Source organism: Aeromonas sp. R9-2, from assembly GCF_040908025.1.
GTDB lineage: Bacteria > Pseudomonadota > Gammaproteobacteria > Enterobacterales > Aeromonadaceae > Aeromonas > Aeromonas veronii.
The window spans coordinates 213,092-239,386 of the sequence record NZ_JBFOCX010000025.1 but is presented as its reverse complement, the minus strand read 5'-3'; the positions used below and the strand labels follow the sequence as shown (position 1 = coordinate 239,386).

The window sequence follows — 26,295 nt, the reverse complement described above, 5'->3', positions numbered from 1 at the left end:
AGTGTTCTCGGTCTTGTTACACGATATAGGAGAGCAGGAAGGTACCGGCCAGCGCCATCAGGGAGGCAACAAAGGTGGCGGTGGTGTAGTACTTGAGCGTTTCGTTCAGGGTGGCGCCGCAATACTGCTTGACCAGCCAGAACAGGGAATCGGTCACCATGGTGCAGCCAATGGCGCCGGAGCCGATGGCCAGGGTCATGATCTCCGGGCTGATATCCGGGTAGTGCACCATGATGGGGGAGACGATAGCGGTGGCGCCCATCATGGCGACGGTGGCGGAGCCCACGGCGGCGTGCAGCACGATAGCCACTAGCCAGGCCAGCAGAATCGGGTGCATATCCAGCTGGGAGAGGATGATGGCCAGGCTATCGCCCAGGCCGCTTGCCTTGAGCACCCCGTTGAAGGCGCCACCCGCCCCGATGATGAGCAGGATATTGGCGATGGAGGAGAAGCACTCCTCGGTCTTGTTGAGCAGCCCCTCCATCTTCATCTGCTGGCGGATCCCCAGCACGTAGTAGGCAGTGAAGGCGGCGATAAACATGGCGGTGATGGGGTTGCCGATAAACTCCAGCACGGTGTAGAGGTGGCTGGCGTGATCCATGTTGAGCTCGGCGACCGTCTTGGCCAGCATCAGCAGGATGGGCAGCAGCACGGTAAAGAGCGAGGCGCTTAAGGTCGGGAGAGTTGCCTCATCGCGGGCCTTGATGTCGGCAAAGGCATCGGGTACCACCTTGAACGGGAGCCTGTTGCCCAGCAGCTTCAGAAACAGCGGGCCGCCGATAAGCGAGGCGAAGAGGCCGACCGCGAGGCCATAGACAATGACGGAGCCGACGTCAGCCCCCAGCTGATTGGTGACGTAGAGGGCTGCCGGGTGGGGCGGCACTATGCAGTGCACGGCCATCAGGGCGGTGCAGAGCGGAATGGCCAGGGTCAGCAGCGAGGTTCTGGTCTTGCGGGCGATGGAGAAGGCGAGCGGGATCAGCAGCACTACCCCCACTTCGACAAACAGGGTGATGCCACATACCAGACCAACCAGCACCATGATGACCTGTGGCGAGAGCCAGCGGCATCTCTGCAGGGCGAGACCGATGCGCTCTGCAGCCCCCGACACCTCCATCATCTTGCCGAGTATGGTGCCAAGACCGATGACGGCGGCGAGAAAGCCTAGCGTGCCGCCAATGCCCTCTTCCATGGCGCTGACCATCTTGAGGGGCTCCATCCCCATCAGGGTGCCGACATAGAAGCTTGCCAGCAGCAGGGCAAGGAAAGGATGCACCTTGCCCTTTACTATGGTGACCACGATAAGAACGATGCTACTTAGCAAGGTAGCGATGACCCATACCTCTGAACTCATACTGCGCCTCGACATCTGTTGTGTGTGATTGTTTATGCGCTTATTGAATGAAAATGAGGTGGGGCTGACAAATGATGAAATCGACCACTTGGATGAAATGAGATGATGCAAAGGCGCTACATTGGTCACAATTTATCGAAATCACACTCTTTGGGTCTTTTGATTTCATCCTGAAGGTGGCCTGTGGGTGTATCATCGGCGGCCATTGCGAAGAGGGGGATGAATGTATAACGGGGATAATTACATATCGCGCAACAAGCTGCTGAGTGGCTACCAGCTGGCCAAGCTGCACACCTTCGAGGCGGCCGCCCGCCACGGATCCTTTGCCATGGCAGCTGATGAGCTGTCGCTGAGCCCTAGTGCCGTGAGTCACCGGATCAGCGCGCTGGAAGAGGAGCTGGGGTTCAAGCTCTTTGAGCGTTTTCACCGCAAGGTGGTACTGACGGCGGATGGGCAGCGGGTGTTCTGGGCGCTCAAATCTTCGCTGGAGTTCATCAATCAGGAGATCCTGGAGATCAAGAATCAGGAGCTCTCCGGTACCCTGACCATCTATTCGCGTCCCTCCATCGCCCAGTGCTGGCTGGTGCCCAGGTTGGCTGATTTCTCCCGCCTGCATCCGCAGATCGAGCTCAATATCATCACCGGTAACGAGAACATCAACCTGCATGGTCATGGCATCGATTTGACCCTCTATTTCGATGAGAAGAGCCCGGAGCGGCTTGCCATCCACCCGCTGATGGATGAGTTCATGCTGCCGGTCTGCAGCCCGGAATATGCCGAGCAGCACGGGCTTGCCGGTAATCCCGCCAACTTGTCTTTGTGCCGTCTGCTCCATGATCGGCAGGCATGGGGATTTGACTCGGATACCGATGAATGGAGCTGCTGGGCTCGCCACGCCGGGGTCAGCCTCGAGGCATGTCAGCTGAGCATGGGTTTTGATCGCTCGGATCTCGCCATCATCGCCGCCATGAATCACGCCGGGATCGCCATGGGGCGCAAGAATCTGGTGAGCAAGCGACTGGCACGCAACGAGCTGGTGGCCCCTTTCCCCGGGCTCGAGGTCAAGTGCGAGCAGCGTTATTACATGGCGACCCTGCCCAACCGGGCGTGTCCCAAGATCCAGGCCTTTATCGACTGGGCGCAGGAAATGGCTGCCGAGATGGAATGAATAGAGACCGGTGCGCAAGAGCAAAATGAAGATGGTAAAGCGCGGGTGAACGAAGGTAGCGGTTTAACGTAGCGGGAATATTGGGGGAGAGGGGTTGGCTGATGGTGGTTGGTCGCGAGTGGCCTTGCTGCCCACACCGGATGGCTGGCAGCAAGGCAACGGTCGGGATCAGGTGGTCTTTTCCAGATGGTTCTGGTAAATCTGCTGCCACTTGTCCAGTTCGTTTTCATCACCCTGCTGCTGCCAGAACTCGCAGATGGAACTCGCCATCTCGCATGCCATGGCGTGGTCACCGTCACGGCGACTCATCAGGTATTGCCCCAGCCAGCTTTGATACTGTTTCATTGCACGATCTCCTTATCTATTTAACCCTTGATACTGCAGCTGTGGGACACCCGTCCGGCAGTGTCGCGCCACACTCCACTTTCGCCGCGCGTTGCTTGTTATCGCCTCGCGTGTTGTCAATCAGGACAGAGAGCATATGAGAAAAAGGCGAAAGTGTTAAAAATTGGCCACCACCTTATCACAAAATGGTGTGATATGCAGGCTTTGGGGCCAATTGAGTTATAAGCGCGGGTTGTGTGTCCCGACATCGCGACAGGGATTGACGGAGAGTATCGGCACGCAACTTGTGCCGCAAGCAGGCGTTTGAGCGGTTACTGGGTCACCCGACGTGCCTGCCAGTAGCGACTGTTCCAGTAGACGTTGTCGAGGCGGGAGCGGATCACTCCCTTGCTGGTGGAGGCGTGAATAAACTCGCCGGCACCTGTGTAGACCCCCACATGGTACTGTTGCCAGCCGGTTTTGAAGAAGACCAGATCCCCGTGTTGCAGCCGGTAGCGATCTACCGGTTTGCCAATGCTGGCCTGAGATTCGGTGGTTCTTGGCAGGTTGAAGCCCAGCACCTGACTGTAGGCGAGCTGGGTGAAGGCGGAGCAGTCTAGCCCGGCGCGGCTGGCGCCGCCCATGCGGTAGGGAACACCGCGCCATTGTTGGTAGAAGCCATCAAAGGCACTGCTCTGCCGGGGGGCCGGAGGTGGCTCCGGCGTGCTGGAGCAGGCGGCCAGCAGCAGAGTCAGCAGGGATAGCAACAGCTTGCGATACATCGGGCTCTCTCCACGGACGGGTCTACCAAACGAGACATTTATCGAGCGCCATATCCTGCCAAATCGTTCTGGCGGCAGGAGGGCACGCGACAACTTTTCCATCATAAACAGGGATCTGGCTCCAGACCTAGTCTCCGAGAGGAAAAATGTAGTGGGGAACTGAAAAACGCCAACCCGAGGGCTGGCGTTTGTTGTCACTCGTTGTGGCTGATCAGCGGTTTAAGCAGCTCGGCCAGCTTGTAGAAGGTCTGCACCCGGGTGGTACTGGGGCGCCAGACCAGCCCGATCTCGCGATAGGAGGTCTCTCCCGGCAGCGGGATGGCCACCAGATCGGAGTTGGCAAGGATGCCGGCATCGATGGCCATCTGCGGCAGGAAGGTGGTGCCAAGACCCGCTTCCACCATCTGTACCAGGGTGTGCAGGCTGGTGGCGGCGAACGGGTTGATCTTGCTCTTGTCCCGCAGGCGGCAGGCGCTCACTGCGTGCTCGGTGAGGCAGTGCTCCCGCTCCAGCAGGAAGATGCTCTGGTTGGGCAGCTCCTTGTAGTCGAACGGGGTATGCAGACCGGCCGCCATGCTGGCGGGCATCACCATGTGGAACGGATCCTGGCCGACGGTCTTGCAGTGAAATCCCCCGATCTCGATGGGCAGGGCGAGGATCAGCAAGTCGAGCTGACCCTGTTCCAGCTGCTTGAGCAGATTGCTGGTGGTGTCTTCACGCAGCAACAATTCGAGGTCAGGATAGGTTTTGCTGCACTCTTTCAGCAGCTTGCTCAGCAGGAAGGGGGCTATGGTGGGAATGCAGCCAAGACGTACCGTCCCCTGCATCACGCCGCCCTGATGTTGCCCGAGCTCCATGAGATCCCGCGCATCGGAGAGTAAATTGCGAGCGCGCTCGACGATTTCCGTGCCGACCGGGGTCATAATGAAGCTCTTGTGGTCCCGCTCCACCAGTTGCAGGTTCATCATGTCCTCCAGCGTCTGGATCCCGGTACTCAGGGTCGACTGGCTGACATGACAGGCCTTGGCGGCGCGGTTGAAGTTCTTGTGCTCATCAAGAGCGACCAGATATTGCAGCTGTTTGAGGCTGGGCCAACGTTGCATAGAAAAACCCGATTAATGCTATCTATTTAATTTGATTTAACTAATCTACCACCGGGTCTATAGTTTGTCGCTTGAATTAGATGGACTTGGCTCTAGGTAGCCCAATCCTCACCGGATTGTTCACTTCACATAAAGAGGAATTGAATATGGTATTGGTAGGCCGTCCCGCACCCGATTTTACCGCCGCAGCTGTTCTGGGTAATGGCGAGATCGTTGATTCATTCAACCTGTCATCCCACATCAAAGGCAAAGCTGCCGTTGTCTTCTTTTATCCGCTCGATTTCACCTTCGTCTGCCCGTCCGAGCTGATTGCCTTCGATCACCGTTATGAAGAGTTCCAGAAGCGTGGCGTGGAAGTGATCGGTGTTTCCATCGATTCCCAGTTCTCCCACAATGCATGGCGTAACACCAAAGTGGAAGATGGCGGTATCGGTCAGGTCAAGTACCCGCTGATCGCCGACGTCAAGCACGAAATCTGCAAAGCCTATGACGTTGAGCATCCGGAAGCCGGTGTAGCGTTCCGTGGCTCCTTCCTGATCGACAAGAACGGTGTCGTTCGTCACCAGGTTGTCAACGATCTGCCGCTGGGCCGCAACATCGACGAGATGCTGCGCATGGTCGATGCCCTGCAATTCCACGAAGAGCACGGCGAAGTGTGCCCAGCTCAGTGGGAAAAAGGCAAAAAAGGTATGCAAGCCTCTCCGGACGGCGTTGCCAAGTACCTGTCCGAGAATGCTGACTCCCTGTAATCGGGCTGCACTCTCCTTGAAGAACCGGCGTCTTGGCGCCGGTTTTTTTTATACCTGAGATTTATCTATCTCCTGACATTGCGGCCACACTCTTCTCGTTCCATCGTTCCATCGTTCCATCGTTCCATCGTTCCATCGTTCCATCGTTCCATCGCTATTCCAAGCTGCCGTTCGCTGGCGTACTCGTCGTTTCGAAATGAGGTGCTGCCCCTATGGCTGGATGGGGGATATGCCGACAGACAAACATGAGCCATAAAAAAAGCGCGCCATAGGCGCGCTCAGTTCACAAGCGGAGGGGCTATTCCTCAAAGATCCCGAAGTGGTCTTTGGCGAAGTTGACCCGCTGCTCCACGTTCATCTTAACCTGTCCCAGTTTCTCGATGGTCTTGAGGTTGGGCACCAGGCCGCGACCGTTGGCGATCTGGATGGCAAGACCAGGACGGGCATTGAGCTCCAGCAGCATGGGGCCGCGGAACTTGTCCAGCACCATATCGGTACCGATATAACCCAGACCCGACATCTCGTAGCAGGAGGCGGCCAGGGTGAGCAGGGTATCCCAGTGTGGGACCTTGAGCTCATAGAGGTCGAGGCCGGTATCCGGATGGTGGCGCAGCGGATTGCCAAACTGCACCGCCCGCAGGGCACGACCGGTACGCAAGCACAGACCCACCCCCACGGCGCCCTGGTGCAGGTTCGCCTTGCCATCGGAGGCGGCGGTGGAGAGGCGCATCATCGCCATCACCGGGAACCCTTTGAAGATGATGACCCGGGCATCGGGTACCCCTTCGAAGGAGTAGCCATCGAACACATCATCAAAGTTGATGAGGCCTTCCACCAGTGCCACGTCAGGCTTGCCGCCAAGCGAATAGAGCCCTGCCAGAATGTTGGAGACATGGCGCTCCAGATCCTGACCGGTAGAGGCGCTGCCGTTGGGCTTGTAGAAGAGGCCATCTTCCTGACGCAGGATCACCAGGATCCCCTTGCCGCCCGAGCCACGGGCCGGCTTGATGCAGAAGCCCGGCCAATCTTTTACCAGTTCGGTGATGCGACCCACATCGTGCTGGGCACGGATGGTACCGATCAGCTCAGGCACGGTAACGCCTGCATCCAGCGCAATTTGCTTGGTCTGCAGCTTGTCATCCACCAGCGGATAGAGGCTGCGCGGATTGTAGCGGCTGATGTAGGAGTGGTTGCGCTTGTTCATGCCGAGGATGCCTGATTGGGACAGGCTCCACGGGGTTGTGTATTTTTCCCAGAACCACATCGGTTACTTGTCCTTACCCGGGGTCACGCCAGATTTCATCTCGTCCACCAGCGGCTTGAAGCGCTTCAGTTCGCTCAGCTTGTAGCCGGTGTAGTTACCCATCAACAGCACGGTCGCCATCAGCACCAGCTGCAGGCCGAGGAAGTTGAAGGTGAGGTGACGAATAAGCTCGTTATCCATGGCCAGATAGGCGATGACTGCAACCAGCAGAGAGCCGCCGCCCTGGCGGAACACCTCTTTCGGGCCCTCTTCTTCCCACAGGATGGACATCCGTTCGATGGTCCAGGAGAGGATGATCATCGGGAAGAAGGTGATCTTCATGCCGTCGGTCAGCCCCAGCTTGAAGGCGAACGCGGAGAAGATACCGATCATCGAGATAACCATGATGATGATGGCCGATATTCGGGCGACCAGCAGCAGGTTAAGCCGCGACAGATAGGATCGGATGATGAGACCGGTGCCGACGATCAGCAGGAAGCCGATGAGGCCGGTGACCAGCGAGGTCTGGATAAAGGCGACCGCGATCAGCACCGGCATGAAGGTACCGGAGGTTTTGATCCCCACCAGAACCCGCAGGAACACCACCATCAGCACGCCGATCGGGATCAGCAGCAAGCCCTTGAACAGGGTCTGCTCTTCCAGCGGCAGGCTGTGGATGGAGAAGTTCATCATCTCTGATTTTTCGAACTTCTGCGCCAGTGCCACGCTGACTGGCTGCTCCTGCTCGATCATCGAGAAGCTGACACGGGAGTTGTGACCACCGGTCACGTCCAGCAGGGCGCCGGAGTTGTATTCCCACAGCAGCAGGTTGGCCGGACGACCCTGTTCACCGGTTTGCGGGTTGAACAGCTTGTAGTCGGTCGGGCTGTTGAATACCTGCAGGTAATCCACCAGCTCCTGACGACGGCGGCCATCTTCCAGATTCAGGGCATGCACCACGCGGGTGGGGACGTCAGCATTGTTGAGCAGTTCGGCGATCAGGTTGGCGCGGCTCTTGTGCTTTTTCAGCAGCTCGGCGTTCTGCTCCTGCTTCTCGATCTCCTTGATGATCTCGCGAGTCAGGGTGTAGCCGTCGGCAGAGCGCTCCTGGGCCCGCTCGAGGATCTGCTTCATCGCGGTGGCGTAAGGCTCACTCTCGATCTGCTTCTCGATGGCAGGCGGCTGCGGATTGGCGGCCGGTTTGGCATGGGCATCCGCCATCATGTCGACGCGGTAGTAGAGCTCCTGACGGCCAGAGGCGGTGCGGATGGACCACTCGGCGCGGGCATCGCCATCTTTCTCAACAAAGGAGAGGCCGTAGCCCGGGCTGGCGGCGTTCTCGTTCATCAGGGTGAAACCGGGCTGGGTGCCCGGAATGGCCAGGGAGGCGATCACCGGCTCACCGGTCGCCTCGAACTCCAGCTTGGCTTCGATGGACCAGATCTGGCGCTTTTCACCGGGCGTCAGCGGTACATCCAACGCGATATGGTGATAGATCGTCATCCCCAGGCCGACAATGTACAGCAGGGCTACCAGCAAATAGAACGGCTTACGGGAAACCATGGATTATTTCACATCCTTGAGCTTGGGTTTGGGTTGGATATATTCGCGGGCCACATCAACCACGGCGATGTCTTTCAAAAATTCGCGACCCAGCAGCACAGGGAAGGTCATGTCGCTACGGTCTTTCAGGGTAAATTCGGCTTTCTCGGTCATGTCGCCAATGCGCACGGCCAGACGCACTACCGGACGGCGGTCCAGATCGTCGGCAGAGGCCTGACGCACCCGCACATGGCGTACCAGCGGCGCTTCGATCTGGATCTTGTCGTCCACTTCCTGATGGCTCAGGAAGAAGCGCACCCAGTTTTTGCCGTTGCGCTCGAAAATGGTGATCTCCTGCGCACTGATGGAGGAGGTGGTCGCACCGGTATCGACCCGCGCCTGGAAGGCGTCGTTGGCCGCATCAACCCAGATCCACTCGGCTTCACCGACCATCAGCTTGCCATCGATGGTGTGACCCTGATTGGGGGCCGGGCACTTCTCGGTGGGGATGGCCATCGGCTTGGGCGGCTCGGAGGGGAGGGTGGCGAGCTTGTGGTCTACTTGCTTGATGGACTCTTTCATATTGGTGACATCTGTGTTGAGCTGAACCAGCAGGTGCTGTTGCTGCACATACTGCTTCTGTTGCTGTTCCATGGATGTTTGCAGGCGCAGCTCGCTCTGGCTCAGCTCGCTACGAAGCTCGGCCAGCGTCAGAGCAGGGACCTGAGGCGCTTTTTCCATATTGACACACCCGCCGAGACTAAGCAGGGAGAGCAGGGTCATTCCTTTTAATTTGCTTTTCATGTCATTCATTTAACTGTGCTTCCTGGAATTGGGTCAGTGTAACTTCCTGAATCGCCATCGGCTAGTCTTTGGCCTTGCGGGCAATCAGTACGGCACGTTTCGGCGCCGGGTGTCCTTCTACCGTGAGTGCCGGATTGTCTGGATCCAGATAGTCACTCAAGGATTCATTAATCATCCAGTCGGTACGACGCTGTTCGTCGGTGCTGGTCATATTCTCGTCTACTATCTGCACGTCGGTGAAGCCGCAGCGCTCGACCCACAGCTTGAGGGCGCGGCTTGAGGGAATAAACCAGACGTTGCGCATCTTGCCGTAACGATCGGTGGGCATCAGCACGTCGTTGACCCCGCCGTCAATCACTAGCGTCTCCAGCACCAGCTCGCCATCATCTTTCAATTGATTGCGCAGCTGCTCGATGTGCTCGATGGGGGATTTGCGGTGATAGAGCACCCCCATCGAGAAGACGGTGTCAAAAGCACGCAGCTCCGGCAGTTCCTGAATACCGAGCGGCAACAGGTGGGCGCGCTGATCATTGCCCGCGAAGTGGCGAATGGCCTCGAACTGGCAGAGGAACAGCGGACTCGGGTCTATGCCGACCGCCAGCTTGGCCCCTTCACCCACCATGCGCCAGAGGTGGTAGCCGCTGCCGCAACCCACATCCAGCACGTAACGCCCTTCGAGCGGGCTGATATGGGGCAGCACCCGATCCCACTTCCAGTCAGAGCGCCACTCGGTGTCGATGTGGATGCCGTGCACGGTGAACGGCCCCTTGCGCCAGGGCATGAAGTGGCGCAGCAGGCTCTCGACCTTCTTGCGCTCCCCTTCGCCAAGGCTCTCGGCCGAGCCAATCTCGACCCGGCTTTTCAGCTCGATGTTGCCGGGGGAGACCACCGGTAGCTTGTTGAGGGCGCGGTTCCAGCGCGGCAGGTCGCCATGCTGGTTGTCATGTTGCCAGGCGTGCAGCTGGGCGGGCAGGGTATGCAGCCAGTGGCTCAGCCGGTTTTTGGCAATGAGTTGATAGAAATTGGCAAAGTCGATCATGGCTGGGCGTCGCTGGATTTGATGGCAATCATGGAGCCGAAGTTGAAGCACTGGAACCAGAGATCCTGATGGACGAAACCGGCATCCCGCAGGCGTGCCTGATGCACCGGCAGGCTGTCGGTGCGCATCACGTTCTCAAGAGCGGTGCGTTTCTGGCTGATCTCCAGCTCGCTGTAGCCATTGGCCCGCTTGAAGTCGAGATGCAGATCGATAAGCAGCTCGTTGACCGGTTCATCTTCGAAGCGGAACTTTTCGCTCAGGATCAGGATCCCGCCCGGGCGCAGACCATCGTGAATGCGCTGGATCAGGGCGGCCCGTTTCTCTGGTTCGACAAATTGCAGGGTGAAGTTGAGCACCACCACTGAGGCGTTCTCGATCTCGATGTCGCAGATATCTGCTTCCACCAGCTCCACCGGCACCTCGGATTTGAAACCGGAGAGGTGGGCGCGGGCGCGCTCGATCATCGGATGGGAGAGATCCACCGCGGTGATGCGGCAGCCGGGCTGGCTGACATGGCGACGCATCGCCTGGGTCGCGGCGCCCAGTGAGCAGCCAAGATCATAGAGTCGGCTCTCGGGTTGGGCGTAGCGGGCGGCCATCATGCCGATGGCAGAGATGATGTTACTGTAACCCGGCACCGAGCGCTGGATCATATCGGGAAACACGTCGACGACCTGTTCGTCAAAACAGAAGTCTCCCAATCGGGCGATCGGGGCGGCAAAAATTTGATCTTTGGTATGCATGCTGGCGCAACCTGACAGTCGGGACATCACCCGGCTGTATTGTTCAATTGAGTCGTTGGGTGACACCCATCAGAGTAGATTTATCACCTGTTTACGAACGGGGTGGCTGGTCATGAAATCCTTTGGACCTGTCCTGTTCGTACGGGCCATGTTCCGGACCCTTACTTGGGGCGGTAGTGTAGAGGATTGATGGCCGTTTGTCTTGACGCCAGGGCTTGCCACGCCACAAAAAAGCACTTTTTTTGCAGCGAAACGATGGCCGCAGAATGGGTTGGCTAAAAGCGCAGCACTCCCTGCCGTGCGCGATCGTTTTCCCCCGGCCAGGGGGCCATCTCCTGCTCCAGCAAGCGGGTGATCTGGCGGGCCAGCTCAGGTGCCAGGGCGTTGTCGGCAGTATGTATATAGAGGTAGAGATCCTTGCCCTCGGAAAGCCACTGGCGCCAGTGGGGGAGCCAGCTGGGCAGGAAGGGGTGATTGGCCGCCGGATCCGGCAGGCCGATAAAGCGCACCATGGGGGCGTTGGCGGTGGCCAGCAGATGCACCGGTAGGCGCGGTTTCTTGCCCTGGGCATCGACGAGGGCTGGCGTGGTTGCTTGCACCGAGAAGAGTGGCCGGCTGTCGAGCATCACCCGGTTCACACCCTGTTCCATCAGCAGCCGGTTCAATGCCCGCTCGGCCTCCCCCTTGGCGAAAAAGTCGGGGTGACGCACCTCGAGGGCGTAGCGAAACGCCCGCGGCAGCCGATCGATGAAGGCCGCCAGTCTGGCCAGCCCCTCTGGCCCAAAACGGGCGGGCAACTGCAGGGTGAGCAGCCCCAGCTTGTCGTGCAGCGGGGCGAGCAGGCGAATAAAGTCGGCGACTTGTTTGTCTGCGCTCACCAGATCGCTCTGGTGGCTGATGGTTTGCGGAAATTTGAAGTTGAAACGAAAGTGATCGGGCACCGCATCGGCCCAGCGCTGTACAGTATCGGGGGTCGGCAGGGCGTAGAAGGTGGTATTGCCCTCCACCGAATTGAACACGGTGGCGTAGTGGGCGAGGTGTTCGGCAGGCTTGGCGCCAAGGCCCAGCAACTGGCCGGGCCAGCTGGGGTGGGACCACTGTGGCAGGCCCAAATAGAGGCTCATGATGGCTATTCTCTTCGCTCTTGGTGCATTCGTGCCGATTTTTTGCCCGCGTTTTGCCATCGAGTGCAAAAAACTGGCGAAAGGAGGCTGCTGGCCATTTTACCCAAAAGGGGGTTTTCCTCTATAATGCCAGCCCTTTTGTTTTTCAATTTCTTGTGACCCATGCCTATCTACGAATATCGTTGCGACGTCTGTGGCCATGAATTGGCAAAACTGCAAAAGCTTTCCGATGCCCCCCTGACCGACTGTCCGGCCTGTAGCAAGCCGAATCTGGTCAAGCTGATATCGGCGGCAGGCTTCCGGCTCAAGGGAACCGGATGGTACGAGACTGATTTCAAACCGGGTAAGAAAAAGAATCTGGCCAGCTGTGAGACAGACGGTGCTTGCCAGTCGTGCCCGGCGGCCCAAGGTTAACCGTCTCTCTACAATTTCGAAGGAAGAAGTCCATGCGCTCTATCTATTGCGGACAGGTCAATGAGGCCCATGCAGGGCAGACCATTACATTGTGCGGTTGGGTTCATCGTCGTCGTGATCTCGGCGGTCTGATCTTTATCGATATGCGCGACCGGGAAGGGATCGTTCAGGTGTTCTTCGATCCGGACAAGCCGGACGCGTTCGCCCTGGCCTCCGAGCTGCGCGGCGAGTTCTGCATCCAGGTGACCGGCGTGGTGCGCACCCGTCCCGAGTCCCAGCGCAACAGCGACATGGCCACTGGCGCCATCGAAGTGTTCGCCCACGAACTCAACATCATCAACCGTGCCGAGCCGCTGCCGCTGGACTTCAATCAGGTCAACAGCGAAGAGATCAGCCTCAAGTATCGCTACCTGGATCTGCGTCGTCCCGAGATGGCCAAGTACCTGAAGACCCGTGCCAAGGCCAGCGCCTTCGTACGCCGCTTCATGGACGAGCACGGCTTCCTCGATATCGAGACCCCGATGCTGACCAAGGCCACCCCGGAAGGTGCCCGTGACTATCTGGTGCCGAGCCGCGTGCACAAGGGCAAGTTCTACGCTCTGCCGCAATCACCCCAGCTGTTCAAGCAGTTGCTGATGATGTCCGGCTTCGACCGTTACTACCAGATCGTCAAGTGCTTCCGTGACGAAGACCTGCGTGCCGACCGCCAGCCGGAATTCACCCAGATCGACGTGGAGACCTCCTTCATGACCGCACCGCAGGTGCGTGAAGTGATGGAAGAGATGATCCGCAAACTGTGGCTGCACATCCTGAACGTGGATCTGGGCGACTTCCCGATCATGACCTTCGATGAAGCCATGCGTCGCTACGGCTCCGACAAGCCGGACCTGCGTTTGCCGATGGAGCTGGTCGATGTGGCAGATCTGCTGACTGCCGTCGAGTTCGCCGTGTTCGCCGGCCCCGCCAACGATCCGAAAGGTCGTGTGGCTGCCCTGAAAGTCCCAGGCGGCGCCGAGCTCTCTCGCAAGCAGATCGACGAATACACCAAGTTTGTCGGCATCTACGGTGCCAAGGGCCTGGCCTGGATGAAGGTCAACGAAGCCGCCAATGGTATCGAAGGCGTGCAGTCTCCGGTTGCCAAGTTCCTCTCTGACGCCATCGTGCGCGAGATCCTGGCCCGTACCGGCGCAGCCGACGGCGACATCATCTTCTTTGGCGCTGACAGCAAGAAAGTGGTCTGCGATGCCATGGGCGCCCTGCGTCTGAAAGTGGGTCGCGATCTTGGCCTGCTGGAGAACAGCTGGAAACCGCTGTGGGTCATCGACTTCCCGATGTTCGAGGAAGATGGTGAAGGTGGTCTGGCCGCCATGCACCACCCGTTCACCGCGCCGAGCAACATGAGCCCGGCCGAGCTGAAAGCCAACCCTGTGGGTGCTTACGCCAACGCCTACGACATGGTGATCAACGGCTACGAAGTGGGTGGCGGCTCTGTCCGTATCCACAACAGCGAGATGCAATCCACCGTGTTCGACATCCTGGGTATCACCCCAGCCGAGCAGCGCCTGAAGTTCGGCTTCCTGCTGGATGCGCTGAAGTACGGTACCCCGCCGCACGCCGGTCTGGCCTTCGGTCTGGACCGCCTCAGCATGCTGTTGACCGGCACCGAAAACATTCGGGACGTCATCGCCTTCCCGAAAACGACCGCGGCCGCCTGTCTGATGACAGACGCCCCCAGCCTTGCCAACGCCGCCCAACTGGGTGAGCTGGCGATTGCAACCACCGTCAAGGGCGACGAGTAAGCCGATACCGGCACCGGAGGCCGCCGCCGTGCGGCCTCTGTGTTTCCCTTGGGTTAGTCATGATCAGTGTTACTGACATTTAAAAAATAACGGAGAGTCTCTATGGCAGGTCACAGTAAATGGGCCAACATCAAACACCGCAAGGCCGCTCAGGACGCCAAGCGTGGCAAGATCTTCACCAAGCTGATCCGCGAAATCACTACCTCCGCGCGTCTGGGTGATGCCGATCCGGCCAACAACCCGCGTCTGCGTGCTGCGGTGACTGCCGCCCTGACCAACAACATGACCCGCGACACCATCAACCGTGCCATTCAGCGTGGCGCCGGTGGTGGCGATGGCGAACAGCTCGAGACCATCGTATACGAAGGTTACGGTCCGGCTGGCTCTGCCGTGATGGTAGAGTGCCTGACCGATAACCGTAACCGTACCGTAGCCGAAGTGCGCCACGCCTTCAGCAAGTGCGGTGGCAACCTGGGTACCGACGGCTCCGTTGCCTATCTGTTCAGCAAGAAAGGTCTGCTGACCTTCGTGGGCGTAGACGAAGATGCCCTGATGGATGCCGCGCTGGAAGCGGGCGCCGATGACGTGGTCACTGAAGAGGATGGCACCATCGAGGTGTACACAACCCCGAACGACTTCGGTACCGTGCTGGACGGTCTGGAAGCTGCCGGCTTCAAGGCCCAGAGCGCCGAGGTGACCATGATCCCCTCCACCGAAGCTGAGCTGGATGCAGAGACTGCACCCAAACTGATGCGCCTCATCGACATGCTGGAAGATCTGGACGACGTGCAAGAGGTTTACCACAACGGCTCCATCTCCGATGAAGTCGCTGCGACCCTCTGATCGCTGAATCGTGCTCTCCCGATGGCAGCCTGATGGCTGCCATTTTTTTATCTTTGCATCGTGGCAACTGCTGATGTGTCGGTTGAGCAATCGGCGCAATAACTCTCTTCACTGACAATCTTTCCCGCTTTCTCTGCGCATTATCATTGCTCTGTATCTGTCAGTCGGGTGGCCCTGCACGTATGCCAGTCGGCAGTTCTGCTGCGTTGCGTTAGCGAAGCTCCGCTTATCCTGTTTATCACACCTTTAGCTCTTGAGATGGCGTTGGCTGCTTACATCTGCCCGTCAGGGTAATTGCTTTGCGGGTAGGGGAGAGGAGGTGATGGAGCGTGCTCTTGTTATCAGAGGGGGCCATCAATACAGAGTCACAGGTTGGGATGTCGATAACGGATTGGTTGGGGCTAGTTGGTTGGTTGGTTGGTTGGTTGGTTGGTTGGTTGGTTGGTTGGTTGGTTGGTTGGTTGGTTGGTTGGTTGGTTGGTTGGTTGGTTGGTTGGTTGGTTGGTTGGTTGGTTGGTTGGTTGGTTGGTTGGTTGGTTGGTTGGTTGGTTGGTTGGTTGGTTGGTTGGTTGGTTGGTTGGTTGGTTGGTTGGTTGGTTGGTTGGTTGGTTGGTTGGTTGGTTGGTTGGTTGGTTGGTTGGTTGGTTGGTTGGTTGGTTGGTTGGTTGGTTGGTTGGTTGGTTGGTTGGTTGGTTGGTTGGTTGGTTGGTTGGTTGGTTGGTTGGTTGGTTGGTTGGTTGGTTGGTTGGTTGGTTGGTTGGTTGGTTGGTTGGTTGGTTGGTTGGTTGGTTGGTTGGTTGGTTGGTTGGTTGGTTGGTTGGTTGGTTGGTTGGTTGGTTGGTTGGTTGGTTGGTTGGTTGGTTGGTTGGTTGGTTGGTTGGTTGGTTGGTTGGTTGGTTGGTTGGTTGGTTGGTTGGTTGGTTGGTTGGTTGGTTGGTTGGTTGGTTGGTTGGTTGGTTGGTTGGTTGGTTGGTTGGTTGGTTGGTTGGTTGGTTGGTTGGTTGGTTGGTTGGTTGGTTGGTTGGTTGGTTGGTTGGTTGGTTGGTTGGTTGGTTGGTTGGTTGGTTGGTTGGTTGGTTGGTTGGTTGGTTGGGAAGTTAGGGGCTGCACTACCGCAATCGGCTGGAGAGAGGAGCTCTGTGATAAGTGGCAGATAAAAAAAGCCCGCGCAGTGCGCGGGCTTGTTATCTCAGGACTGGTTATCAGGCCTTGGATTTCTTCTTGCCTTCAACCTTGGCTTCAACCGGGGCAGCAGTTACCGGAGCGGCTTCGGTGAACGGACGACCATAGTAGGAGTCCAGCAGAACCTGCTTCAGCTCGCTGATCAGCGGGTAGCGCGGGTTGGCGCCGGTGCACTGGTCATCGAAGGCTTCGATAGCCAGCTGGTCAACCTTGGCCAGGAAGTCAGCTTCAGTCACGCCAGCTTCGCGGATAGAGGCTGGGATACCCAGGGTAGCCTTCAGCTCGTCCAGCCAGGTCAGCAGCTTCTCGATCTTGGCTGCGGTGCGGTCACCGGCAGCAGTCAGACCCAGGTGGTCAGCGACTTCGGCGTAACGACGACGAGCCTGCGGACGATCGTACTGGGAGAACGCAGTCTGCTTGGTCGGGTTGTCGTTCGCGTTGTAGCGGATGACGTTGCTGATCAGCAGGGCGTTAGCCAGACCGTGCGGAATGTGGAACTCGGCACCCAGTTTGTGAGCCATGGAGTGGCACACACCCAGGAAGGCGTTGGCGAACGCGATACCGGCGATGGTGGCAGCATTGTGCACCTTCTCACGAGCGATCGGGTCGTTGGCACCGTTCTGGTAGCTGGACGGCAGGTACTCTTTCAGCATTTTCAGGGCTTGCAGCGCCTGGCCGTCGGAGTACTCGTTAGCCAGTACGGAAACATAGGCTTCCATGGCGTGAGTCACGGCATCGATACCACCGAAGGCACACAGGGACTTCGGCATGCCCATGACCAAGTTGGCATCAACGATGGCCATGTTCGGGGTCAGCTCGTAGTCAGCCAGCGGATACTTTTGACCAGACACTTCATCGGTTACTACTGCAAACGGAGTGACTTCAGAGCCGGTACCGGAAGTGGTGGTGATACAGACCAGTTCGGCCTTCACGCCCATTTTCGGGAACTTGTAGATACGCTTGCGGATGTCCATGAAGCGCATGGCCAGATCTTCGAACGCAGTGTTCGGGTGCTCGTACATCACCCACATGATCTTGGCCGCATCCATCGGTGAACCACCGCCCAGCGCCAGGATAACGTCCGGTTTGAAGGAGTTGGCCATCTCGGCACCCTTGCGAACCACAGCCAGGGTCGGGTCAGCTTCTACTTCGTAGAACACTTCCACTTCCATATTCTGTGCTTTCAGCAGGCTGACCAGTTCATCGGCGTAGCCGTTGTTGAACAGGAAGCGGTCAGTTACGACCATGGCACGCTTTTTACCTTCCAGGTCGCTCAGAGCGATCGGCAGGGAACCACGACGGAAGTAGATGGATTTCGGAAGTTTGTGCCACAGCATGTTTTCTGCCCGTTTTGCGACTGTCTTCTTGTTGATCAGGTGCTTCGGACCCACGTTTTCGGAGATGGAGTTACCGCTCCAGGAACCGCAACCCAGGGTCAGGGACGGAGCCATTGCGAAGTTGTACAGGTCACCGATACCGCCTTGGGTAGACGGAGTGTTGATCAGGATACGCGCGGTCTTCATCTTGTCGCCGAAGTACTTGATGCGGTCAGCGTTGCGGTCCTGGTCGGTGTACAGACCTGAGGTGTGGCCGATACCACCGATGTTGACCATGTCACAGGCCATATCAACGGCGTTTTCGAAGCTGCTTGCACGGAACATACCGAGCAGCGGGGACAATTTCTCGTGAGCAAACTCATCTTCTGCACACAGCTTGACGCCTTCACCGATCAGGATCTTGGTATCAGCCGGTACAGTCACGCCTGCCATCTCGGCAATCTTGGTGGCTGGCTGGCCAACGATGTTGGCGTTCAGGGCGCCGTTGATCAGGATGACTTTACGTACCTTGTCAGCATCTTCTTTGGAGAGCACGTGACCCTTGTGGGATGCAAAGCGCTCTTTAACCTGGTCGTAGATGGCATCAACAACGATGACCGCTTGCTCGGAAGCACAGACCACGCCGTTATCGAAAGTCTTGGACATCAGGATGGAGGCGACGGCACGCTTCACGTCGGCGGTTTCGTCGATAACGATAGGTACGTTACCAGCACCCACACCGATAGCAGGCTTACCGGAGGAGTAGGCTGCTTTCACCATGCCCGGGCCACCGGTGGCCAGGATCAGGTTGATGTCTTCGTGCTTCATCAGGGCGTTGGAGAGCTCAACAGACGGTTGGTCGATCCAGCCGATGATGTCTTTCGGTGCACCAGCGGCAACAGCTGCATCCAGTACCAGCTTGGCAGCGGTATTGGTGGAGTTCTTGGCACGGGGGTGCGGGGAGAAGATGATGGCGTTGCGGGTCTTGAGCGCGATCATGGATTTGAAGATCGCAGTGGAGGTCGGGTTGGTGGTCGGAACGATACCACAAATGATACCTACCGGCTCGGCGATGGTGATGGTACCCATCTGATCATCTTCGCTCAGAATGCCGCAGGTCTTCTCGTCTTTGTACTTGTTGTAGATGTATTCGGAGGCGAAGTGGTTCTTGATAACCTTGTCTTCGATGATACCCATACCGGATTCTTCCACGGCCATCTGGGCCAGGGGGATACGGGCGTTGTTGGCGGCCAGGGCGGCGGCACGGAAGATCTTGTCTACCTGCTCTTGAGAGAAGCTGGCGAATTCACGCTGGGCTTCCTTAACGCGGGCGACCAGTGCATCCAGTTCAGCCAAATTGGTTACTGCCATGTTTATCTCCTGATTATTTGAAAACTGTTTAGTAAGACGTTGGCAATGCCCGGCAATTATAGTCGCCCTGTCAAGACGGTATCGTTGCAACAGCTTTTTCACATGCCTTACTAAATCGCTTTCTGAGTCGATTATAGAGCGGGGCTGACTCAGAAAAACTTGATCTGGATCATGTGTAACAAAAGAACAAAAGAAATTTTATTTCACAATCCTTGTTTGACTGATGTTATCGGAATGTGCATCAAAGGGAAAGGTGAGAGGCTTGTTAACGCAGGGTAATAAACCACATTTATCAAGTGGTTAATTGCAATCGAACATAGGATTGCAGAGCTATTTTGGCGGTATAGGTTAGCAAATATGAGTGAATCGGTTTCAAAATCACCGACAAACGCACTTTATTCCAGCGTTTGTTGCAAAAATGCTTGTTGTTTTAATCCATGACTAATCCGCTTTATTCCCCGAGGGGGCCATTTCTGCCCGCTTTCCCGGTTTTTGCATTGTGGCTCTCTTGCCGAGTCAATGAAGTGATGTCTGGCCTGAAATAGTGGGAAGGCAGAGCCTGGATTCTCTCGAGTCGCTTGGTCATTCGGTCAGTCATCATCGGACTCTCTGGTCATGATTAAGCAGGCTTGCGCTCACTGTTCTGACGCGTGTCGGGCGGTAGAAAGGGCTTTTGGCATCGGTTTATGCCAGTTAGCGCGGATGCATTAGATGAACTAACTAAAAAACCCTCAAAATGGTGAGATTATTTGATTGGTGCCCGCTCTGGCTATGATGTAAATTTACGCACGAAATTAATGGACTGGCCCGCTGGGCCCGAAACTCTATTGGAAGGCGCCTATGGCAGCAATTGACGTCTCGTTGTATCTGAAGTTTTTTGTCGGTTTGTTCGCAATTATCAACCCGCTTGGTTTGTTGCCGGTGTTTGTCAGCCTGACCAGCCACCATACCCAGGCTGAGCGGATGAAAACCAATACCACCGCCAATATCGCGGTGATGGTGATCCTGCTGGTCTCCATGTATATGGGGCAGCTGATCCTCGATGGCTTTGGCATCTCGCTGGCATCGTTCCGGATCGCCGGTGGGTCGCTGATTACCCTGATTGCCTGGTCGATGCTGCAGGGCAAGCTGGGCGAGGTAAAGCACAACAAACAGGAGAAGGGTGAACTGGCGGTGCGCGAGTCTATCGCCGTGGTACCGCTGGCGCTGCCGCTGATGGCGGGCCCCGGTGCCATCTCCTCGGTGATTGTCTATGCCAGCCAGAGCCACTGGCAGCAGCTGCTCGGCATGTCAGTGGTTGTCGTGGTCTTCTCTTTCTGCTCCTGGCTTATCTTCCGCGCCGCGCCGCTGCTGTTCAAGATCATGGGCAACACCGGCATCAACGTGGTGACCCGTATCATGGGTCTTATCATGATGTCGCTGGGTATCGAGATCATGGTGGCCGGTATCAAGGGGGTTTTCCCCAGCCTGATGTGAGCCAGCTCCGCTTTATGAAAGCCGGTCCTCGTGACCGGCTTTTTATTGGTTGCTTTTTGCCCGGTCTTTTCTAGAATCGGTCGTTTGTGTGAAAAATGAGCGCTTTGCTGGTGTTTTAATACTGGAAAAGCGCATGCTAGCTGATTTTTTGACCATAAAATGACGATTACCCTGACAATATCTGTTGCATTATCGGAATTGGCAGGGAATTATGCTGGGAGCGGGTTTTAACCCCGTCACTTTAAAAAATGCATGGAATGTTCTTGTTGGAGTAGGGAAATGACTCATAAAAAAACAATGATTAACACATTGCTGGTGGCTGCACTGTTTGGTGGCGTCAATGTGGCTCAGGCTGCCGATGTCCCGGCGGGAACCAAGCTGGCTGAAGTCCAGCAACTGGTAAAAGGCAACGGCTCCGAGCCTGCGACCCTTGACCCGCACAAGACCGAAGGAACGGTCGAATCCAATATCCTGCGCGACCTGTTCGAGGGTCTCGTTGCTTCCGGCCCGAAAGGCGAAATTCTCCCGGCTGTGGCTGAATCCTGGGAAACCAAGGATAACAAGCACTACGTCTTCCACCTGCGCAAAGATGCCAAGTGGTCCAACGGTGACCCGGTCACTGCCCACGATTTCGTTTTTGCTTTCCAGCGTGCCGTTGATCCGAAAACCGCCTCTCCTTACTCCTGGTATCTGGAGATCCCGACCATTGCCAATGCCTCCGAGATCATCGCAGGTAAAAAGCCGGCTGATACGCTGGGCGTGAAGGCGACCGACGACTACACCTTCGAAGTGCAACTCGAGAAAGCGATCCCTTACTTCGTCAGCATGCTCTCCCACACCACCACCTATCCGGTACCGAAGAAGGTGATCGAGAAGTTTGGTGACAAGTGGACCCAGCCGGAAAATATGGTATCCAACGGTGCCTATACCCTGAAGAACTGGGTGGTGAACGAGCGCGTCGAAGTGGAGCGCAACAAGCACTACTGGAATGATGGCAAGACCGTTATCAACAAGGTGGTCTATCTGCCCATCCAGTCTACCAACGCCGACCTGAGCCGCTATCTGGCGGGCGAAGTGGACATCACCTATCAGATGCCCATCGAGCGCTTCAAGCAGATGAAGAAAGAGAAGCCGGACGAGCTGAAAGTGACCGGTTATGTTGGTACTTACTACTACCAGTACAACGTCAAGAAGAAGCCGTTTGACGATGTGCGTGTCCGTACTGCGCTCTCCTATGCCATCGATCGCAACGTGATCGCCGACAAGGTGATGGGGCAGGGTCAGACGCCCGGTTACACCCTGGTGCCGGACTTCGTCGATGGCTTCAAGCCGGTAGCGCCCGAGTGGTCGAAGATGACTCAGGCCGAGCGTGATGCCAAGGCCAAGGCGCTGCTGCAAGAGGCCGGTTTCGATGCCAGCAAGCCGCTGAAGTTCGAACTGCTCTACAACACCGACGACAACCACAAGAAAGTGGCTGTGGCCGTGGCCTCCATGTGGAAGAAGCTGGGCGTGCAGGTGAGCCTGGTCAACCAGGAGTGGAAAACTTACCTGGAAACCAAGAAACAGGGTCAGTTTGACGTAGGTCGTGCCGGCTGGATCGCCGACTACAACGAAGCCTCCTCCATGCTGGATCTGATGCAGACCACCCACGGTAACAACGACGGCAAGTACTCCAATCCGGAGTTCGACAAGCTGATGGATTCATCCCGTGATCAGGTCGATGTGGCTGCCCGTAACAAGCTCTACGTCCATGCTGAAGAGATCCTGGCCAAGGACATGCCGATCGCCCCTATCTACCAGTACGTTACTGCCCGTATGGTCAAACCCTATGTAGGCGGCTACCCGGCCAACCCGCTGGATAACCTCTACAGCAAAGATATGTACATCATTGCTCACTGATTTAAAGCAACAAGTCGCATAACAAGCAGGGCCCGCCAGACGGTGGGCCTTTATTACAATCGCGACCCTTTGGAAGCAGTACAGGACAGGAAATGTCTATGTTGAAATTCATTTTTAAACGGCTATTGGAAGCGATCCCGACTCTGCTGGTCTTGATCACCGTCTCTTTCTTCATGATGCGTTTCGCCCCGGGTAACCCCTTTACCAGCGAGCGTTCACTGCCCCCCGAAGTCATCGCCAACATCGAGGCCAAATATGGGCTCGACAAACCTATTGGCATGCAATATCTCACCTACCTAGGCAACCTGGTGCAGGGTGATTTGGGCCCCTCTTTCAAATACAAGGATTTTACCGTCAATGATCTGGTGAGCCAGGCGCTGCCTGTTTCCGCCAAGATCGGGACTACGGCCTTCTTCTTCGCCGTGCTGCTGGGGGTCACCTTCGGCACCATAGCGGCCCTGAAACAGAACACCATCATCGACTATCTGCTGATGTCGTCGGCCATGGCCGGGGTGGTGATCCCGGGCTTTGTGCTGGCGCCCTTGCTGGTGCTGTTTTTCAGTATTCATCTGGGTTGGTTCCCTGCCGGTGGCTGGCAGGGTGGTGGCATCCAGTTTATGGTGCTGCCGGTGTTCGGCATGATGATGTACTACATCTCTGCCATCTCGCGGATCATGCGGGGCAGCATGATCGAGACCATGAACTCCAACTTCATCCGTACAGCCCGTGCCAAGGGCTTGCCGCTGCGCCACATCATCCTGAAACACGCGCTGCGTCCGGCCATGCTGCCGGTGGTCTCCTATCTGGGCCCGGCCTTTGTCGGCATCATCACAGGTTCCGTGGTGATCGAGACCATCTTCGGCCTGCCGGGGATCGGTCAGCTGTTCGTCAACGGTGCCCTTAACCGTGATTACTCCATGGTGCTCGGTCTGACCATTCTGGTCGGCGCCCTCACCATCACCTTTAACGCTGTGGTCGATATCCTCTACGCCTTTATCGATCCCAAGATCCGTTACTAATTCGGGAGTTCATCATGGTTGTTTCAACTGAAAAACGCGATGCCGTCGAGGCGTTCGCGCAAAAAGTAGAGGTGGTAGAGGGGCGCTCCCTGTGGAAGGATGCCCGTCGCCGTTTCCTGCGCAACAAGGCGGCCCTGACCAGCCTGATCATTCTGACCATCATCGGTCTGGCGGTCATCTTTGGCCCCCATTTGTCCCAATACACCTTTGACGATCCGGACTGGGGCGCCATGCAGTCGCCGCCGGATATGGAAGCGGGTCACTACTTTGGTACCGACAGTCTGGGGCGCGATCTGTTTGTGCGCACCCTGCTGGGCGGCCGCATCTCCCTGATGGTCGGCATTATGGGCGCCATGGTGGCGGTCATCATCGGCACCCTGTATGGCGCGGCCTCCGGCTTTATCGGCGGGCGGGTCGACAGCCTGATGATGCGGGTACTGGAGATCCTCAACGCCTTCCCCTTCATGTTCTTCGTCATCATGCTGGTCACCTTCTTTGGCCGCAATCTGGCGCTCATCTTTATCGCCATCGGGGCGGTGAGCTGGCTCGACATGGCGCGGATCGTGCGCGGCCAGACTCTCAGCCTCAAGAGCAAGGAGTTTATCGAGGCAGCCCACGTCTGTGGCGTCTCCAAGTGGAAGATCATCACCCGTCACATCGTACCGAACGTACTCGGTATCGTGGCCGTCTACGCCACCTTGCTGGTGCCGGGCATGATCATGTTTGAATCCTTCCTGAGTTTCCTGGGTCTTGGTGTTCAGGAACCGATGACCAGCTGGGGTGCCCTGCTGGATGAAGGCTCCAAGTCGATGGAAGTGGCCATCTGGCAACTGCTGTTCCCCGCCTGCTTTATGGTGGTGACCCTGTTTTGCTTCAACTTCCTCGGGGATGGTCTGCGTGACGCCCTCGATCCGAAAGATCGTTAATCGAGCATCGGATCGACAGGAAAGCATCACGAAAGATCGATAAGGAGTTTTTATATGAAGTTACTGGATGTGAAAGATCTGCGGGTCGAGTTCAAGACCCCGGACGGCAATGTGGTGGCGGTCAACGACCTCAACTTTTCTCTCTCTGCGGGGGAAACCCTGGGGATCGTCGGCGAGTCCGGCTCCGGCAAATCCCAGACGGCCTTTGCCATCATGGGGCTGCTGGCCAAAAACGGCATAATTACTGGTTCCGCCAAGTTTCAGGGTGAGGAGATCCTCAACCTGCCGGAGTCCAAGCTCAACAAGATCCGCTCCGAGAAGATCGCCATGATCTTCCAGGACCCCATGACCTCGCTCAACCCCTACATGAAGGTGCAGGATCAGCTGATGGAAGTGCTGATGTTGCATAAGGGCGTTAGCAAGGCGGAAGCGTTCGAAGAGTCGGTACGGATGCTCGATGCGGTGAAAATTCCCGAAGCACGCAAGCGGATGGGCATGTATCCCCACGAGTTCTCCGGCGGCATGCGTCAGCGGGTGATGATCGCCATGGCACTGCTCTGCCGGCCGCAACTGCTGATCGCTGACGAACCGACTACCGCACTCGACGTGACCGTACAGGCCCAGATCATGACTCTGATGAACGAGCTCAAGCGCGAGTTCAACACTGCCATCATCATGATCACCCATGACCTTGGCGTGGTCGCCGGTATCTGCAACAAGGTGCTGGTGATGTATGCCGGTCGTACCATGGAGTACGGCAAGGTAGACGATATCTTCTATCGCCCGAGCCACCCCTACACCGAAGGCCTGCTGCGCGCCATTCCTCGTCTCGATACCGAAGGGGAAGTGCTGCCCACCATCCCGGGCAATCCGCCCAACCTGCTGCGTCTGCCGACCGGCTGCCCCTTCCAGGAGCGTTGCCACCGGGTCAGCGAGATTTGCGGCCAGCAGTCACCGATCCTGACCCCGTTCAACGACGGTCGGGAGCGTGCTTGCCACTGGGTTTCGGATGCCATGAACAAGGGGGCCAACTAAATGGGTGCCGACAAAAAATTGCTGTTGGAAGTGTCTGACCTCAAGGTCCACTTCAGTATCAAGAGTGGCAAGGCGTGGCCCTGGGCCAAACCGTCCGACCTCAAGGCGGTCGATGGGGTGACCTTGCGTCTCTATGAGGGTGAAACCCTCGGTGTGGTGGGGGAGTCCGGCTGCGGCAAATCGACCTTTGCCCGCGCCATCATCGGTCTGGTACCGGCCACCGATGGCAAGGTGGTGTGGCTGGGTGACGACCTTACCAAGCTCGATCAGAATGCCCTGCGCGAGAAGCGTAAAGAGATCCAGATGATCTTCCAGGACCCGCTGGCTTCTCTGAACCCGCGCATGACCATTGGCGACATCATCGCCGAGCCGCTCATCACCTTCTATCCCAACCTGCCACGGGAAGAGGTGAAGGAGAAGGTGCGCGCCATGATGAGCAAGGTGGGGCTGTTGCCCAACCTGGTCAACCGCTACCCGCACGAGTTTTCTGGCGGCCAGTGCCAGCGGATCGGGATTGCCCGGGCGCTGATCCTCGAGCCCAAGATGATCATCTGCGACGAGCCGGTCTCGGCGCTCGACGTCTCTATCCAGGCACAGGTGGTCAACCTGCTCAAATCCCTGCAAAAGGAGATGGGGCTGTCGCTTATCTTCATCGCCCACGACCTGTCGGTGGTCAAGCATATCTCCGATCGGGTGCTGGTGATGTATCTGGGCAACGCCGTCGAGTTGGGGACCCGCAAGGAGATCTTCGCCAACCCGTTGCACCCCTACACCAAGGCGCTGATGTCAGCGGTGCCGATCCCGGACCCTGAGCTGGAGCGCAACAAGGTGATCCAGATCCTGGAGGGGGACTTGCCCTCACCGATGAACCCGCCGTCCGGTTGCGTGTTCCGCACCCGCTGCCCGGTGGCTGGCCCCGAGTGCGCCAAGACCCGCCCCGTGCTGGAGGGGAACTTCGATCACGCGGTCTCCTGCCTCAAGGTCGACCCGCTCTGATGGGGATGTGTTGAACCTGCTTGCGGGGCTCCTTGATGGGGCCC

The 26,295-nt window shown here is 57.3% G+C and carries 23 protein-coding genes; 12 read left to right on the top strand and 11 right to left on the bottom strand.

What is annotated here, in order from left to right:
* Window positions 1-16: 16 nt before the first annotated feature.
* Window positions 17-1,354 carry a D-serine transporter DsdX gene (gene dsdX, locus AB5Y71_RS13445; RefSeq protein ID WP_159157211.1) on the bottom strand — a complete coding sequence of 446 codons (1,338 nt, stop codon included), beginning with the start codon at window positions 1,352-1,354 and terminating at the stop codon, window positions 17-19.
* 223 nt (window positions 1,355-1,577) lie between these two features.
* On the opposite strand from dsdX, the gene dsdC reads away from it, so the two are divergent.
* Window positions 1,578-2,522 (top strand): DNA-binding transcriptional regulator DsdC, encoded by a 945-nt coding sequence (gene dsdC / locus AB5Y71_RS13440; protein WP_159157210.1) that lies wholly within the window; start codon window positions 1,578-1,580, stop codon window positions 2,520-2,522.
* 168 nt (window positions 2,523-2,690) lie between these two features.
* Here the strand turns inward: dsdC and AB5Y71_RS13435 are convergent, their stop codons facing one another.
* From AB5Y71_RS13435 to AB5Y71_RS13425, 3 genes are all read right to left on the bottom strand, one after another.
* Complete coding sequence (locus AB5Y71_RS13435) at window positions 2,691-2,867, bottom strand: hypothetical protein (protein ID WP_005337704.1); 177 nt, start codon at window positions 2,865-2,867, stop codon at window positions 2,691-2,693.
* A gap of 311 nt (window positions 2,868-3,178) precedes the next feature.
* A complete protein-coding gene (locus AB5Y71_RS13430; protein ID WP_005337703.1) occupies window positions 3,179-3,628 on the bottom strand; it encodes a C40 family peptidase in 450 nt (149 codons plus the stop codon).
* 194 nt (window positions 3,629-3,822) lie between these two features.
* The gene (locus AB5Y71_RS13425) at window positions 3,823-4,731 is read right to left on the bottom strand and encodes a hydrogen peroxide-inducible genes activator (protein WP_159157209.1); all 909 of its coding nucleotides are present in this window, start codon (window positions 4,729-4,731) and stop codon (window positions 3,823-3,825) included.
* Window positions 4,732-4,877: 146 nt separating this feature from the next.
* On the opposite strand from AB5Y71_RS13425, the gene AB5Y71_RS13420 reads away from it, so the two are divergent.
* On the top strand, window positions 4,878-5,480 hold the full coding sequence (locus AB5Y71_RS13420; RefSeq protein ID WP_005337701.1) for a peroxiredoxin C: 603 nt from the start codon (window positions 4,878-4,880) through the stop codon (window positions 5,478-5,480).
* A 298-nt stretch (window positions 5,481-5,778) separates the two neighbouring features.
* On the opposite strand, the gene AB5Y71_RS13415 is transcribed toward AB5Y71_RS13420, so the two are convergent.
* From AB5Y71_RS13415 to AB5Y71_RS13390, 6 genes are all read right to left on the bottom strand, one after another.
* Entirely contained in the window at window positions 5,779-6,744 is a 966-nt protein-coding gene (locus AB5Y71_RS13415; protein ID WP_005353164.1) for an alpha-L-glutamate ligase-like protein, read from the bottom strand.
* Between the two features lie 3 nt (window positions 6,745-6,747).
* Complete coding sequence (locus tag AB5Y71_RS13410) at window positions 6,748-8,286, bottom strand: inactive transglutaminase family protein (RefSeq protein ID WP_005337699.1); 1,539 nt, start codon at window positions 8,284-8,286, stop codon at window positions 6,748-6,750.
* Window positions 8,287-8,289: 3 nt separating this feature from the next.
* On the bottom strand, window positions 8,290-9,078 hold the full coding sequence (locus AB5Y71_RS13405) for an ATP-dependent zinc protease (RefSeq protein ID WP_058055899.1): 789 nt from the start codon (window positions 9,076-9,078) through the stop codon (window positions 8,290-8,292).
* A gap of 52 nt (window positions 9,079-9,130) precedes the next feature.
* Entirely contained in the window at window positions 9,131-10,108 is a 978-nt protein-coding gene (cmoB, locus tag AB5Y71_RS13400; protein ID WP_368171780.1) for a tRNA 5-methoxyuridine(34)/uridine 5-oxyacetic acid(34) synthase CmoB, read from the bottom strand.
* Window positions 10,105-10,851, bottom strand: coding sequence for a carboxy-S-adenosyl-L-methionine synthase CmoA (gene cmoA, locus AB5Y71_RS13395; protein WP_005353159.1), 747 nt, complete (start codon window positions 10,849-10,851; stop codon window positions 10,105-10,107). Before cmoA ends, cmoB begins: the two co-directional genes overlap by 4 nt.
* 275 nt (window positions 10,852-11,126) lie before the next feature.
* A complete protein-coding gene (locus AB5Y71_RS13390) occupies window positions 11,127-11,975 on the bottom strand; it encodes a DUF72 domain-containing protein (RefSeq protein ID WP_139428407.1) in 849 nt (282 codons plus the stop codon).
* Between the two features lie 162 nt (window positions 11,976-12,137).
* On the opposite strand from AB5Y71_RS13390, the gene AB5Y71_RS13385 reads away from it, so the two are divergent.
* From AB5Y71_RS13385 to AB5Y71_RS13370, 4 genes are all read left to right on the top strand, one after another.
* Window positions 12,138-12,389, top strand: a complete 252-nt coding sequence (locus AB5Y71_RS13385) for an FmdB family zinc ribbon protein (RefSeq protein WP_005337686.1) — start codon at window positions 12,138-12,140, stop codon at window positions 12,387-12,389.
* A gap of 32 nt (window positions 12,390-12,421) precedes the next feature.
* Window positions 12,422-14,188 (top strand): aspartate--tRNA ligase, encoded by a 1,767-nt coding sequence (aspS, locus tag AB5Y71_RS13380; protein WP_005337684.1) that lies wholly within the window; start codon window positions 12,422-12,424, stop codon window positions 14,186-14,188.
* A gap of 102 nt (window positions 14,189-14,290) precedes the next feature.
* Entirely contained in the window at window positions 14,291-15,031 is a 741-nt protein-coding gene (locus AB5Y71_RS13375; RefSeq protein ID WP_005337681.1) for a YebC/PmpR family DNA-binding transcriptional regulator, read from the top strand.
* Window positions 15,032-15,436: 405 nt separating this feature from the next.
* Window positions 15,437-16,132: a hypothetical protein gene (locus AB5Y71_RS13370; RefSeq protein WP_368171779.1), complete on the top strand. Its 696-nt coding sequence runs from the start codon at window positions 15,437-15,439 to the stop codon at window positions 16,130-16,132.
* A 101-nt stretch (window positions 16,133-16,233) separates the two neighbouring features.
* On the opposite strand, the gene adhE is transcribed toward AB5Y71_RS13370, so the two are convergent.
* A complete protein-coding gene (gene adhE / locus AB5Y71_RS13365; protein ID WP_019446648.1) occupies window positions 16,234-18,900 on the bottom strand; it encodes a bifunctional acetaldehyde-CoA/alcohol dehydrogenase in 2,667 nt (888 codons plus the stop codon).
* Window positions 18,901-19,740: 840 nt separating this feature from the next.
* On the opposite strand from adhE, the gene AB5Y71_RS13360 reads away from it, so the two are divergent.
* The 6 genes from AB5Y71_RS13360 (at window position 19,741) to oppF (ending at window position 26,251) form a co-directional block, all read left to right on the top strand.
* Window positions 19,741-20,376 carry a YchE family NAAT transporter gene (locus AB5Y71_RS13360; protein WP_005337678.1) on the top strand — a complete coding sequence of 212 codons (636 nt, stop codon included), beginning with the start codon at window positions 19,741-19,743 and terminating at the stop codon, window positions 20,374-20,376.
* Between the two features lie 279 nt (window positions 20,377-20,655).
* Window positions 20,656-22,275 (top strand): ABC transporter substrate-binding protein, encoded by a 1,620-nt coding sequence (locus AB5Y71_RS13355; protein WP_368171778.1) that lies wholly within the window; start codon window positions 20,656-20,658, stop codon window positions 22,273-22,275.
* Window positions 22,276-22,373: 98 nt separating this feature from the next.
* A complete protein-coding gene (oppB, locus tag AB5Y71_RS13350) occupies window positions 22,374-23,294 on the top strand; it encodes an oligopeptide ABC transporter permease OppB (protein ID WP_005337672.1) in 921 nt (306 codons plus the stop codon).
* A gap of 14 nt (window positions 23,295-23,308) precedes the next feature.
* Window positions 23,309-24,220, top strand: coding sequence for an oligopeptide ABC transporter permease OppC (gene oppC, locus AB5Y71_RS13345; protein WP_005337670.1), 912 nt, complete (start codon window positions 23,309-23,311; stop codon window positions 24,218-24,220).
* 54 nt (window positions 24,221-24,274) lie between these two features.
* Complete coding sequence (locus AB5Y71_RS13340; protein WP_005337668.1) at window positions 24,275-25,255, top strand: ABC transporter ATP-binding protein; 981 nt, start codon at window positions 24,275-24,277, stop codon at window positions 25,253-25,255.
* Window positions 25,256-26,251, top strand: a complete 996-nt coding sequence (gene oppF, locus AB5Y71_RS13335; RefSeq protein ID WP_005337666.1) for a murein tripeptide/oligopeptide ABC transporter ATP binding protein OppF — start codon at window positions 25,256-25,258, stop codon at window positions 26,249-26,251.
* Window positions 26,252-26,295: the final 44 nt, after the last annotated feature.

Bases quoted from the DNA above. Each gene is read 5' to 3' on its own strand.
- dsdX (WP_159157211.1), bottom strand. From the start codon at position 1,354: ATGAGTTCAGAGGTATGGGTCATCGCTACCTTGCTAAGTAGCATCGTT.
- dsdC (WP_159157210.1), top strand. From the start codon at position 1,578: ATGTATAACGGGGATAATTACATATCGCGCAACAAGCTGCTGAGTGGC.
- AB5Y71_RS13435 (WP_005337704.1), bottom strand. From the start codon at position 2,867: ATGAAACAGTATCAAAGCTGGCTGGGGCAATACCTGATGAGTCGCCGT.
- AB5Y71_RS13430 (WP_005337703.1), bottom strand. From the start codon at position 3,628: ATGTATCGCAAGCTGTTGCTATCCCTGCTGACTCTGCTGCTGGCCGCC.
- AB5Y71_RS13425 (WP_159157209.1), bottom strand. From the start codon at position 4,731: ATGCAACGTTGGCCCAGCCTCAAACAGCTGCAATATCTGGTCGCTCTT.
- AB5Y71_RS13420 (WP_005337701.1), top strand. From the start codon at position 4,878: ATGGTATTGGTAGGCCGTCCCGCACCCGATTTTACCGCCGCAGCTGTT.
- AB5Y71_RS13415 (WP_005353164.1), bottom strand. From the start codon at position 6,744: ATGTGGTTCTGGGAAAAATACACAACCCCGTGGAGCCTGTCCCAATCA.
- AB5Y71_RS13410 (WP_005337699.1), bottom strand. From the start codon at position 8,286: ATGGTTTCCCGTAAGCCGTTCTATTTGCTGGTAGCCCTGCTGTACATT.
- AB5Y71_RS13405 (WP_058055899.1), bottom strand. From the start codon at position 9,078: ATGAATGACATGAAAAGCAAATTAAAAGGAATGACCCTGCTCTCCCTG.
- cmoB (WP_368171780.1), bottom strand. From the start codon at position 10,108: ATGATCGACTTTGCCAATTTCTATCAACTCATTGCCAAAAACCGGCTG.
- cmoA (WP_005353159.1), bottom strand. From the start codon at position 10,851: ATGCATACCAAAGATCAAATTTTTGCCGCCCCGATCGCCCGATTGGGA.
- AB5Y71_RS13390 (WP_139428407.1), bottom strand. From the start codon at position 11,975: ATGAGCCTCTATTTGGGCCTGCCACAGTGGTCCCACCCCAGCTGGCCC.
- AB5Y71_RS13385 (WP_005337686.1), top strand. From the start codon at position 12,138: ATGCCTATCTACGAATATCGTTGCGACGTCTGTGGCCATGAATTGGCA.
- aspS (WP_005337684.1), top strand. From the start codon at position 12,422: ATGCGCTCTATCTATTGCGGACAGGTCAATGAGGCCCATGCAGGGCAG.
- AB5Y71_RS13375 (WP_005337681.1), top strand. From the start codon at position 14,291: ATGGCAGGTCACAGTAAATGGGCCAACATCAAACACCGCAAGGCCGCT.
- adhE (WP_019446648.1), bottom strand. From the start codon at position 18,900: ATGGCAGTAACCAATTTGGCTGAACTGGATGCACTGGTCGCCCGCGTT.
- AB5Y71_RS13360 (WP_005337678.1), top strand. From the start codon at position 19,741: ATGGCAGCAATTGACGTCTCGTTGTATCTGAAGTTTTTTGTCGGTTTG.
- AB5Y71_RS13355 (WP_368171778.1), top strand. From the start codon at position 20,656: ATGACTCATAAAAAAACAATGATTAACACATTGCTGGTGGCTGCACTG.
- oppB (WP_005337672.1), top strand. From the start codon at position 22,374: ATGTTGAAATTCATTTTTAAACGGCTATTGGAAGCGATCCCGACTCTG.
- oppC (WP_005337670.1), top strand. From the start codon at position 23,309: ATGGTTGTTTCAACTGAAAAACGCGATGCCGTCGAGGCGTTCGCGCAA.
- AB5Y71_RS13340 (WP_005337668.1), top strand. From the start codon at position 24,275: ATGAAGTTACTGGATGTGAAAGATCTGCGGGTCGAGTTCAAGACCCCG.
- oppF (WP_005337666.1), top strand. From the start codon at position 25,256: ATGGGTGCCGACAAAAAATTGCTGTTGGAAGTGTCTGACCTCAAGGTC.